Here is a 12749-nt window from a genome sequence, read left to right as displayed (position 1 = left end):
ACGCGATACGCAAAATATCTTTATATTTCCGCCAGCTCTGGATCTTTTTTGCGGCCTGAACTACTTATTAATCATCCTTGAATCGCATGGCGAATGTTCAGGGGGCGATGATGGCATATATAACAAAACCTGGAGCTTTTATATGAAAACTGGAATTAAAGTACTTATTGGTGCGTTAGCTTTTGTTGTGTCCAACGCGTATGCCGCGGAATTTATGACGAAGGTTGAGTTTGAAAAGGTTGAGTCGCAATATACCAAAATCGGCGATATTTCAACAAGTAATGAAGTATCAGCCGCTGATGCGAAAGAAGACCTTCTGAAGAAAGCCGAAGAGAAAGGCGCAGATGTGGTGGTATTAACCTCCGGCCAAACGGACAATAAAATCCACGGTACAGCCAATATTTACAAGAAAAAATAATGCGCGGTACTGAAAGATAACGTACCCGCCAGTCATTGCACTGGCGGGTTTTCTTTTAGCCTGCGCCAGAACGTAGTTCTGCTGATCCCAAGATATCTCGCCGCCGCGGTTTTATCGCCATTGAATTGCGCCAGCACCTGCTGCGGCGTCAGTGATGAAGTGACCTGCGGTGGGGCAGCAACAGCGGCCAGTTCAGGTAATAGCTGCTGTAGAAATTGTACGTTCAGCTCCGGCTGCGGTTCGACGCTTAAAAACAGCGCCAGACGCTCCATCATATTGCGTAACTCGCGGATATTTCCCGGCCAGCCATAATTGAGCAGCGTAGGCTGGCTCAGGGCTAATCCCTTACGCACGGGTTCAGAAAACGGTACATCCAGTTCTGCCAGCGACTGTTTTAAAAAGCCTTCCGCCAGCGGCAGAATATCGGGCAGCCGCTCGCGTAGCGGCGGCAGTTTAAGGCGCAGAATGCTCAGGCGATAAAACAGATCGGTACGAAATTCTCCCTGTTTCATCTCTTGTTCCAGGTCGCAGTGCGTGGCGCTGATCACCCGCACATCGACCGGAATCGGCTGATGTCCACCGACCCGGGTGACCTCTTTTTCTTCCAGCACGCGCAATAACCGGGTTTGTAACGGTAGCGGCATTTCGCCTATCTCATCAAGAAACAGCGTCCCGCCGTGGGCAATTTCAAACAGGCCCGCGCGTCCTCCCCGGCGGGAGCCGGTAAACGCGCCATCCTCATAGCCGAACAGCTCCGCTTCCAGCAATGATTCGGTGATGGCGCCGCAGTTGACGGCAACAAACGGCGGCGAAGGTTTTCCGCGCCGATTCTCCTGACGCGTAAAATACTCACGATGAATAGCCTGCGCCGCCAGCTCTTTACCTGTGCCGGTTTCACCCTGAATCAGCACCGGCGCACGCGAACGGGCGTAGAGCATAATAGTGTGCCGCACCTGTTCCATTTGCGCAGAGTGACCGCGCATATCTCCCAGCGCATAGCGGGTGCGCAGCATATCGCCAGAGGCGTATTGCCCGTTTCTGCGCAGCGTCAGACGGGTCATATCCAGCGCGTCGACAAAAGCCTGACGCACGGTGGCCGCCGAATAGATAAAAATGCCGGTCATGCCCGCTTCTTCCGCCAAATCGGTAATCAACCCCGCGCCGACCACCGCCTGGGTGCCGTTGGCCTTCAGCTCATTGATTTGTCCACGAGCATCTTCTTCGGTGATATAGCTGCGCTGTTCAAGCTGCAAATTGAAGGTCTTTTGAAAGGCGATTAGCGCGGGGATGGTTTCCTGATAGGTAATGACGCCAATCGACGAGGTCAGTTTTCCCGCTTTCGCCAGCGCCTGGAGTACGTCAAACCCGCTGGGTTTAATCAGGATCACTGGAATCGATAAACGGCTTTTCAGATACGCGCCGTTGGAGCCTGCCGCAATGATGGCATCGCAACGCTCGGTGGCCAGCTTCTTACGGATATAGGCCACCGCTTTTTCGAAACCCAGCTGAATAGGGGTAATGGTCGCCAGGTGGTCGAACTCCAGACTGATGTCGCGAAACAGTTCGAACAGGCGCGTGACCGAAACCGTCCAGATAACCGGTTTGTCATCGTTCACTCGCGGCGGAAGATGCGTATCAGCCATAAGCAACCCAAAAAGTAAGGAACCGAGTATAAGGGTTTAGTTGTGTTTCATAAATGTTGCAATGAAACATTCAAGTCGGTTTCATGAAACGATAGCTGACACGCTTTTGTGCAATAAAAACACAGACTCTAAATGTAATCATCTGATTCAAAAAGTAAAAATTGAATTTGAACAAAAATTTCGGTCTTTGGCATACCCCTTGCTTTAGGTAAATCAACGAATGGTAACAAGTTGATAACAAGAGGACGGATATGTCTCTACACTCCCCCGGGCTGGCGTTTCGCGCCGCGCTCAGCAAAGAAAATCCATTACAAATCGTCGGCACCATTAACGCCAATCACGCTCTGCTGGCTCAGCGTGCCGGATATCAGGCGATTTATCTCTCCGGCGGCGGCGTCGCGGCGGGGTCGTTGGGATTGCCGGATCTCGGTATTTCTACCCTTGATGATGTACTGACCGATATTCGTCGTATCACCGATGTTTGCCCGCTGCCATTGCTGGTGGATGCGGATATTGGTTTTGGATCGTCGGCGTTCAACGTGGCGCGTACCGTGAAGTCGATTGCCAAAGCCGGGGCCGCCGCGCTGCATATTGAAGATCAGATCGGCGCCAAGCGTTGCGGGCATCGTCCGAACAAGGCGATCGTCTCTAAAGAAGAGATGGTCGACAGGATCCGCGCCGCCGTGGATGCCCGCACCGATCCCAACTTTGTGATTATGGCGCGCACCGATGCATTGGCGGTGGAAGGGTTAGAGGCGGCTATCGATCGTGCCCAGGCGTATGTCGAAGCGGGGGCCGACATGCTGTTCCCGGAAGCCATTACCGAGCTGGCGATGTACCGCCAGTTTGCTGATGCGGTGCAGGTTCCGATCCTCGCTAACATTACCGAATTTGGCGCCACGCCGCTGTTCACTACCGATGAACTGCGTAGCGCGAACGTCGCCATGGCCCTGTATCCGCTGTCTGCTTTCCGCGCCATGAACCGTGCGGCTGAACGGGTCTACAACGTGCTGCGCCAGGAAGGCACGCAAAAGAGCGTGATCGACATTATGCAGACGCGCAACGAACTGTACGAAAGCATCAACTACTACCAGTTCGAAGAGAAACTCGACGCGCTGTACACAAAAAAGTAACCGTCGTAGGCCGGATAAGGTGAAGCCGCCATCCGGCAATAAATTTGTACCCTACATATTATAAAAATGACGAGGACAACATGAGCGACACAACAATCCTGCAAAACAACACGCATGTCATTAAACCTAAAAAATCGGTTGCGCTGTCAGGCGTCGCCGCCGGAAATACCGCGTTATGCACCGTGGGTAAAAGCGGTAATGACCTGCATTATCGCGGCTACGATATTCTCGACCTGGCGCAGCAGTGCGAATTTGAAGAAGTCGCGCACCTGCTGATCCACGGGAAATTACCTACCCGCGACGAGCTCACCGCCTATAAAAACAAACTTAAAGCGCTGCGCGGCTTACCCGCAAACGTGCGCACCGTGCTGGAAGCGCTGCCTGCCGCATCCCACCCGATGGATGTGATGCGCACCGGCGTCTCCGCGCTGGGTTGTACATTGCCGGAAAAAGAGGGACATACCGTTTCCGGCGCGCGCGATATTGCCGACAAGCTGCTGGCGTCCCTCAGTTCGATCCTTTTGTACTGGTATCACTACAGCCATAACGGCGAGCGCATTCAGCCGGAAACGGATGATGATTCCATCGGCGGGCACTTCCTGCATCTGCTGCATGGCGAAAAACCGTCGCAAAGCTGGGAAAAGGCGATGCACATTTCACTGGTGCTGTATGCCGAGCACGAATTCAACGCGTCCACCTTCACCAGTCGTGTGATTGCGGGAACCGGCTCCGATATGTATTCCGCGATTATCGGCGCGATTGGCGCGCTGCGTGGGCCGAAACACGGCGGGGCGAATGAAGTTTCGCTGGAGATCCAGCAGCGTTATGAAACGCCGGATGAAGCCGAAGCGGATATCCGCAAACGCGTGGAAAATAAAGAAGTGGTGATTGGGTTTGGTCACCCGGTTTACACCATTGCCGACCCGCGCCATCAGGTGATTAAACGCGTGGCGAAACAGCTTTCTCAGGAAGGCGGTTCGCTGAAAATGTACAACATCGCCGACCGTCTGGAAGAGGTGATGTGGGAAACCAAAAAGATGTTCCCTAACCTCGACTGGTTCTCGGCGGTCTCCTACAACATGATGGGCGTCCCGACCGAAATGTTCACTCCGCTGTTTGTTATCGCCCGCGTGACCGGCTGGGCGGCGCACATCATCGAACAGCGCCAGGACAACAAAATTATCCGACCCTCCGCCAACTACACCGGCCCGGAAGATCGCGTATTTGTACCGATCGAAAAGCGTTGCTAATTAAAACCTCTAAATATAAAAACAGGAGTTGTACCCTATGTCCGCACATATTTCGAACGTTCGCCCAGACTTTGACCGTGAAATCGTTGATATCGTTGATTACGTTATGAATTACGAGATCACCTCAAAGGTGGCGTACGACACCGCGCATTATTGCCTTCTCGACACCCTTGGCTGTGGCCTGGAAGCGCTGGAATATCCGGCCTGTAAAAAACTGTTAGGACCGGTGGTGCCGGGGACCGTAGTGCCGAACGGCGTTCGCGTACCGGGCACCCAGTTCCAGCTTGATCCGGTGCAGGCGGCGTTTAACATCGGCGCGATGATTCGCTGGCTGGACTTCAACGACACATGGCTGGCCGCGGAATGGGGCCATCCTTCCGATAACCTCGGCGGCATTCTGGCGACAGCTGACTGGCTGTCGCGCAACGCGGTGGCGGCGGGGAAAGCGCCGTTGACCATGAAAAAAGTGCTGACCGGGATGATCAAAGCTCATGAAATTCAGGGCTGTATCGCACTGGAAAACTCCTTTAACCGCGTTGGTTTGGATCACGTTCTGTTGGTAAAAGTCGCCTCCACGGCGGTGGTCGCGGAGATGCTTGGGCTGAGCCGGGATGAAATCCTCAACGCCGTTTCGTTGGCGTGGGTCGACGGCCAGTCGCTGCGTACCTATCGTCATGCGCCAAATACCGGCACGCGTAAATCCTGGGCGGCAGGCGATGCGACCTCCCGCGCGGTACGTCTGGCGTTGATGGCAAAAACGGGCGAGATGGGATACCCGTCTGCGCTGACGGCGAAAACCTGGGGCTTTTATGACGTCTCCTTCAAAGGGGAATCGTTCCGCTTCCAGCGTCCATACGGCTCTTACGTGATGGAAAACGTGCTTTTTAAAATCTCCTTCCCGGCTGAGTTCCACTCGCAGACTGCGGTAGAAGCGGCAATGACGCTGTATGAGCAACTGCAGGCCGCGGGTAAAACGGCGGCGGATATCGAAAAGGTGACCATTCGCACCCACGAAGCCTGTATCCGCATCATCGATAAAAAAGGCCCACTGGATAACCCGGCGGATCGCGATCACTGCATCCAGTATATGGTCGCCATCCCGCTGCTGTTTGGGCGTTTAACCGCGGCAGATTACGAAGACGGCGTGGCGCAGGACAAACGCATTGATGCCCTGCGCGAGAAGATCACCTGCTTCGAAGATCCGGCCTTTACCGCCGATTATCACGACCCGGAAAAACGCGCCATTGCTAACGCCATCACTCTCGAGTTCACCGACGGTTCACGTTTTGAAGAAGTGGTGGTGGAGTACCCAATCGGTCATGCGCGCCGTCGCCACGACGGTATGCCGAAGCTGGTCGAGAAGTTCAAAATCAACCTGGCGCGTCAGTTCCCGACCCGTCAGCAGCAGCGCATTCTGGATGTCTCCCTGGACAGAGCCCGCCTGGAGCAGATGCCGGTCAATGAGTATATGGATCTTTATGTAATCTAAACCTGCGTGCGGCAAGGCGTAAGTTCAACAGGAGAGCATTATGTCTTATAGCGAGTTTTATCAACGTTCGATTACGCAACCGGAGTCGTTCTGGGCCGAGCAGGCCCAGCGTATTGACTGGCAGCAGCCGTATACGCAGGTGCTGGATCACAGCAACCCGCCGTTTGCCCGCTGGTTTTGCGGCGGTAAGACCAATTTGTGTCATAACGCCATTGACCGCTGGGTGGAGAAACAGCCTGAGGCGCTGGCGCTGATTGCGGTGTCATCGGAAACCGAAGAAGAACGTACCTTTACCTTTCGTCAGCTGTACGACGAAGTGAACGTGGCGGCGGCAATGTTGTTGTCTCTGGGCGTACAGCGCGGCGACAGGGTATTGGTTTATATGCCGATGATCGCCGAGGCGCACATTACGCTGCTGGCCTGCGCTCGCATTGGGGCGATCCATTCGGTGGTGTTCGGTGGCTTTGCCTCGCACAGCGTGGCGGCACGTATCGACGACGCCCAACCGGTGATTATCGTTTCGGCGGATGCCGGCGCGCGCGGGGGTAAGATCCTGCCGTATAAAAAGCTGCTCGATGATGCAATCAGTCAGGCGCAGCACCAGCCACGTCATGTGGTATTGGTCGATCGTGGTCTGGCGAAAATGGCGCGGGTAGAGGGGCGCGACCTCGACTTTGCCGCGCTGCGCCAACAGCATCTTGGCGCGCGGGTGCCGGTGACGTGGCTGGAATCGAATGAAACCTCCTGCATTCTCTATACCTCCGGGACAACCGGTAAACCGAAGGGCGTCCAGCGTGACGTTGGCGGCTATGCGGTCGCGCTGGCAACCACGATGGATACCATTTTCGGCGGTAAAGCGGGCGGCGTGTTCTTCTGCGCGTCGGACATCGGCTGGGTGGTTGGGCATTCGTATATCGTGTATGCCCCACTGCTGGCGGGGATGGCGACGGTGGTGTACGAAGGGCTGCCAACATATCCGGACTGCGGCGTGTGGTGGAAGATTGTTGAGAAGTATCAGGTTAGCCGGATGTTCTCCGCGCCAACGGCGATACGCGTACTGAAGAAATTCCCGACCGCGCAGATCCGCAATCACGATCTCTCCTCGCTGGAGGTGCTGTATCTGGCCGGGGAACCGCTGGACGAACCGACCGCCAGTTGGGTAACGGAAACGCTGGGCGTCCCGGTTATCGATAATTACTGGCAGACCGAATCCGGCTGGCCAATTATGGCGATCGCCCGTGGGCTGGACGACAGGCCGTCGCGGTTGGGCAGCCCTGGCGTGCCGATGTATGGCTATAACGTGCAGTTGCTCAATGAGGTCACCGGCGAACCCTGCGCAGCGAATGAGAAGGGTATGCTGGTGATTGAAGGGCCACTGCCGCCAGGGTGTATTCAGACCATCTGGGGCGATGACACACGGTTCGTAAATACCTACTGGTCGCTGTTTTCTCGTCAGGTATACGCCACTTTTGACTGGGGCATTCGCGATGCCGACGGCTATTACTTCATCCTTGGTCGGACTGATGACGTCATTAACGTCGCCGGACATCGACTGGGTACGCGTGAGATAGAGGAGAGTATTTCCAGCTATCCAAACGTCGCAGAAGTGGCGGTGGTCGGCGTGAAAGATGCACTGAAAGGGCAGGTGGCGGTTGCATTTGTCATTCCGAAGCAGAGCGATAGCCTGGAAGACCGTGACATCGCGCATTCAGAAGAGAAGGCGATAATGGCGCTGGTGGACAGCCAGATTGGTAATTTTGGCCGTCCGGCACACGTCTGGTTTGTGTCGCAGTTGCCGAAAACGCGCTCCGGTAAAATGCTGCGTCGCACCATCCAGGCAATCTGTGAAGGCCGCGATCCCGGCGATCTGACGACCATTGACGATCCGGCGTCGCTGCAGCAAATTCGCCAGGCGATCGAGGAGTAGCCGTTATTCATTGGCCCGGTGGCGCGATGCTTACCGGGCCTGAATTTTAATCGACTTTCTTATACGGTCCATGATAGTAATCAAACGGCGCATAGACCGTATCTGCCACAAAAGACAGTGGTACATCGATAAATAACAGCGCTAAATCGAAATAGTTATAATCATAAGCGCCTGGATTTTTTAGTTTAGCCATGTCGTGGTGCGTACCCACATAATAGGTATTCGAATCCTCGCCTTCCGTGCGCGCATTAATGCTGCCACATCCTGAAAGTAATGCGCTGATAAAGAACGCCATTACCGCAACCGTCTTTCTGCTCATCCTGTGACCTGGGTTTACCGTCTCGTTTACCATAGCAGGTTAAAAGCGGCTTTTTGCCCGCAAAACTTAAACCACCGGGTCAGGACTCACAGAGTGAGAATTGCACGTTGTAGGCCGGATAAACCGCGTGAGTGGTGCATCCGGCAAAGAGGCTTTTACAGCGCGACGCTTTCGCGACGACGCAGCAGGGAAAATGGCCCCGGTCCACTTAGGGTAAATACGGAGATCAGCGTGAAGCTCAATGCAATTATCCCCAGCACCAGATAAGCCCCCTGGAAACCAATGTTCTCATACATTTTCCCGGCCAGAACTGACATGAAAATCATTGCCAGCTGTTTGAAGAAACAGAAACACACCAGGTAAATCGTGGCCGAGAAACGCACTTCAAACTGACTGGTGATGTATTTGAAGCAACCGACAATCAGGAACGGTATCTCGAACATATGCAGCGTTTTGAGGATAACGACTTCCAGCGCCGTGGTGGCGAATGATGAACCAATGATCCGTACCGACATGATCGTACCGGCCAGCAGCAGGGCGTTCTTTCCGCCGATGCGGTTCACGATCAGCGGAGCAAAGAACATGATCGAGGCGTTGAGTAATTCCCCCATGGTTGTGACGTAGCCAAACACACGGGTGCCCTGTTCGCCAGTGGCAAAGAACGAAGTAAAGAAGTTGGCGAACTGCTGGTCAAACACATCATAAGTACAGGAAACGCCGACCACGTACAGGGAGAGAAACCAGAGTTTTGGTTGTTTGAATAATTCCAGCGCCAGCTTCAGGCTGAATGCTGAGTTGTTGGCGCCTACCGCATCCGCGACTTTTGCAGAAGAGGGGGCATCTGCTTTTGAAAAGAACAGCAGCAATGCCAGAATGACCGCACAGCCAGAACCTAACCAGAAGACAAACTGGTTATTGATGGTGAACATAATTCCTGCAATCGAGGCGCACAGCGCCCAGCCCACACAGCCAAACATGCGTGCGCGACCAAATTCAAACTTGCTTCGGCGGCTGGCCTTTTCAATATAGGCTTCAATCGCCGGAGCGCCGGCATTGTAAATAAAGCCAAGATAAATCCCGCCGACAATCGACCCCAGTAAAATATTAACCTGCAATAGCGGGCCAAAAACGTAAATAAAGAACGGGGCAAACATTACCAGCATTCCAGTAATTACCCACAGCAGGTGTTTTCGCAGGCCAAGCTTATCGGAAAGTAGTCCGAAAACAGGCTGGAATAATAATGAAAACAGTGAAATACAGGCGAAAATGATCCCTGTGTCGCCTTTACTGATATGGTTCACATCGTGTAACCAGATCGGAAAGAAGGGGAAATAAGCACCCATAATGAAAAAGTAAAAGAAAAAGAAAAAGCCGAACATCCAAAAGTTAGTGTTTTTTAAATAATACATGACAGACTTCCTCAGGAAAAATAAGGGCAGGTCATAACCTGCCCATTATTATTATGTTTAACCCCAGATAACCTGGTAGTGATAACGTCCGGCACTCAACAAAAACTCCGGCGACACGGAAGGACTCCATGAATCATCGCCGCCGACACCCATATGGAAGCCATCAATATTGAGCCAGGTACCCGCCTCCGGTTGCAGCAGATGACGGTGGCTGGTTTCCATTAGTTGCTGTTGGCTAAAGCGGCTGATGTTGAACAGGAAGTCGCCACGCCATTGATGCGTGCCGTATCGCAGTTCGCGCGTGCCGCAGCGCAGACCGTTTTCGCTCGGGAAAACATACGGGGTGTACATCTCATCGAGTGACAGATCCCAACGGTCAAAACAGGCGGCGCTCAGGCGATCCGGGTAGTTCTCATGCGGGCCGAGACCTAACCAGTTCACACGCTCGGCGACCTGCGACAACTGGCAGCTCAGGCCAATACGCGCCGGATGCGGCGTGCCGCTGGCAACATCGACATCCACCGCTACCTGCATCTCGCCATGACCGTTGATACGATACGATTTACGGCTGATAAACAGCGTTTCACCCTGATACTGCCACGCATGTTCGGTGGTAATCAGTACTGCGTTGCTGAGCGCGTCGGCAGCACAGTGCAGTAACGTTGCTGCAACCTGATAATGACCGGCGGCCTTCCAGCGTTCAACCCAGGCATTCGGGTCAATGCGGGTTGACTCGCTGACGCCGATGTCGTTGTCCAGCGGCGCGCGGGTGAACTGGTCGGTCAGTGGGGATAACAACTGGGCTGTATCATCAAGCCAGTATTGTGTCAGCAGGCCAGACCGACGGTCGAATTGCCAACGCTTGTTGTCGTTCTCAACAGTAAAGCTGTTTTCGCTAACGTTGAGCTGTGGCGCGGTGCGGACAGTTGGCAGCCGCGCCAGGCTGAGTTTCTCTTCCAGTTTCCACTGCTGCCAGGCGCTGATGTGCCCGGCGTCTGACCAGGCGGTGGCGCGAGGCTGTTCCACGCGCACCGACAGCCACAGTTGGCCTGCGGTTTCCGGCATCGGGCAATCTGGTAGGGTAATCACCTGGCGGCCCTGCGGGGCAATATCCAGAACGATTTGTCCGGCGGCCAGCGGGTTGCCGTCCTGGGCAATCGACCAGTGCAGAACTTCGTTATCGCTGCGGCGGAACAGATATTCGCTGGTCACTTCAATCTGGCGTTCAGCGCCCGGCAGTAACGTAAACTGGAAAAACTGCTGTTCATGTTTGGCCTCGTATAACGCCGGATGCGGGGTGCGATCGGCGAACACCAGTCCGTTCATGCAAAATTGACGATCGTTAGGCGTGTCGCCAAAGTCGCCACCGTAGGCTGACCATGCCTTGCCATTATCATCGTGTTTAATCAGCGATTGATCCACCCAGTCCCAGACAAACCCGCCCTGCAGGCGCGGATACTGACGAAATGCCTGCCAGTATTTGGCGAAGCCGCCGAAACTATTGCCCATCGCATGGGCATATTCACAGAGAATGAGTGGACGCTGCTCGCCGGGCATCGACAGCCACTTTTTAATCGACCATTTAGGTACCGCCGGGAAGGGCTGATCCTGATCGACGCGGGCGTACATCGGGCAAATAATGTCGGTCGCCGCGGTATTCGCGCCGCCGCCTTCGTACTGTACCGGGCGTGACGGGTCTTCTGATTTTATCCAGCGATACAGCGCGTCGTGATTGACGCCATGACCGGATTCATTGCCCAGCGACCAGATGATAATGCTCGGATGGTTGCGATCGCGCTGCACCATGCGCGTCACGCGCTGGCTCATGGCAGGCAACCATGTGGGATCGTCGCTCAGGCGATTCATTGGCACCATGCCGTGGGTTTCGATATTGGCTTCGTCGACCACGTACAGGCCGTAGCGATCGCACAGGGTGTACCACAACGGATGGTTCGGGTAATGGGAGCAGCGCACGGCATTAAAGTTGTTCTGCTTCATCAGCAGAATGTCCTGCACCATCGTCGCCTCGTCCATCACCTGACCGTTGACCGGATGGTGTTCATGACGGTTGGTGCCGCGAATCAACAGCGGCTTACCATTTAACAGTAGTAGGCCGTTTTTGATATCAATCTGACGAAAGCCGACGTCACAGGCTTCTGCTTCAATCAGCACTCCATCCGCGTTATGTAATTGCACAACGGCACGGTACAGATTGGGCGTTTCAGCACTCCACAGCGCTGGCTTTTCGACGTTCAGCCGCAGGCTAACCCGGTCATGATAAGCGCCGCGTTCATCAATAATCTCGCCGCCGAGTGGGGAGGTCGTTTCGTCAGTCAGCGTTTCAGCTTCCCACAATTGTAGGGTAACGCGTAAATCTTCGCTCGCGTTGCCCGCCACTTTGACTTCCGCTTCCAGCACGGCGCGGCTGAAGTCATCGTTAAAACGGGTGTTAATGCGCAGGTCGCTGATTTGCGTGGTGGGCTTATGCAGCAAAGATATGTCGCGAAAGATACCGCTCATGCGCCACATATCCTGGTCTTCCAGATAGCTGCCGTCGCTCCATCGCAGCACCATCACGGCCAGGCGGTTTTCGCCGCGCAGCAGATAATCGCTCAGATCGAATTCAGACGGCAGACGACTGTCCTGACCGTAGCCGACCCAGCGACCGTTGCACCACAGATGAAATGCGGAATTGACGCCGTCAAAAATAATGCGCGTCTGACCTTCATCTAACCACGCGTCTTCGATATTAAATGTGAGCGAGTAACATCCCGTTGGGTTCTGTGCCGGAACGTACGGGGGATTAACCGGAATCGGGTAGGTGACGTTGGTATAAATTGGCGCGTCGTAACCGTCCATCTGCCAGTTAGAGGGGACGTTGATAGTGTCAGCCTGTGGCAGATCGCTTGTCAGCCAGCTTTCCGGCACAGCCTCCGGCGCGGGAAACCACGCGAATTGCCACTGGCCATTCAGCGAGCGTAACTGAGTTGAGCGTTGATTAGTTCGCGCATCATCTGCTGAGCGCCAGCTACAGAAAGGTGGGTGCGCCTCCAGGCGGTTGAGCTGCGTGACGCCGGGATTTTCCCAGTCGCGGCGGGCCAGAACAGCGGAGAGTGAATCTGTGTTCAGGTTCATAACGGTATCCTGTTTGAATTTGTTAT

At 54.5% G+C, this 12749-nt stretch carries 9 protein-coding genes; 5 read left to right on the top strand and 4 right to left on the bottom strand.

Features of this window, described 5'->3' with window-relative positions:
• Positions 1–142 precede the first annotated feature (142 nt).
• The gene (yahO, locus tag AC534G_RS19645; RefSeq protein ID WP_006685820.1) at positions 143–418 is read left to right on the top strand and encodes a DUF1471 family periplasmic protein YahO; all 276 of its coding nucleotides are present in this window, start codon (positions 143–145) and stop codon (positions 416–418) included.
• 32 nt (positions 419–450) lie between these two features.
• On the opposite strand, the gene prpR is transcribed toward yahO, so the two are convergent.
• Positions 451–2061 (bottom strand): propionate catabolism operon regulatory protein PrpR, encoded by a 1611-nt coding sequence (gene prpR, locus AC534G_RS19640; protein WP_110498664.1) that lies wholly within the window; start codon positions 2059–2061, stop codon positions 451–453.
• 251 nt (positions 2062–2312) lie between these two features.
• On the opposite strand from prpR, the gene prpB reads away from it, so the two are divergent.
• The 4 genes from prpB (at position 2313) to prpE (ending at position 7860) form a co-directional block, all read left to right on the top strand.
• The gene (prpB, locus tag AC534G_RS19635) at positions 2313–3194 is read left to right on the top strand and encodes a methylisocitrate lyase (protein WP_069323901.1); all 882 of its coding nucleotides are present in this window, start codon (positions 2313–2315) and stop codon (positions 3192–3194) included.
• 80 nt (positions 3195–3274) lie between these two features.
• Positions 3275–4444, top strand: coding sequence for a bifunctional 2-methylcitrate synthase/citrate synthase (gene prpC / locus AC534G_RS19630; RefSeq protein WP_069323902.1), 1170 nt, complete (start codon positions 3275–3277; stop codon positions 4442–4444).
• Between the two features lie 37 nt (positions 4445–4481).
• Positions 4482–5933, top strand: a complete 1452-nt coding sequence (locus AC534G_RS19625) for a bifunctional 2-methylcitrate dehydratase/aconitate hydratase (RefSeq protein WP_042310272.1) — start codon at positions 4482–4484, stop codon at positions 5931–5933.
• A gap of 40 nt (positions 5934–5973) precedes the next feature.
• Positions 5974–7860, top strand: a complete 1887-nt coding sequence (prpE, locus tag AC534G_RS19620; protein ID WP_042310270.1) for a propionate--CoA ligase — start codon at positions 5974–5976, stop codon at positions 7858–7860.
• A gap of 46 nt (positions 7861–7906) precedes the next feature.
• Here the strand turns inward: prpE and AC534G_RS19615 are convergent, their stop codons facing one another.
• The 3 genes from AC534G_RS19615 to AC534G_RS19605 form a co-directional block, all read right to left on the bottom strand.
• Positions 7907–8179, bottom strand: coding sequence for a YceK/YidQ family lipoprotein (locus tag AC534G_RS19615; protein ID WP_110498663.1), 273 nt, complete (start codon positions 8177–8179; stop codon positions 7907–7909).
• A 155-nt stretch (positions 8180–8334) separates the two neighbouring features.
• A complete protein-coding gene (locus AC534G_RS19610) occupies positions 8335–9588 on the bottom strand; it encodes an MFS transporter (protein ID WP_069323906.1) in 1254 nt (417 codons plus the stop codon).
• A gap of 57 nt (positions 9589–9645) precedes the next feature.
• Complete coding sequence (locus AC534G_RS19605; protein ID WP_110498662.1) at positions 9646–12723, bottom strand: beta-galactosidase; 3078 nt, start codon at positions 12721–12723, stop codon at positions 9646–9648.
• Positions 12724–12749: the final 26 nt, after the last annotated feature.

The sequence above is a fragment of the Citrobacter sp. CRE-46 genome, assembly GCF_059615875.1.
Note: the sequence above shows the minus strand (reverse complement) of the source record. Positions and strands in the feature narration are given on the sequence as shown.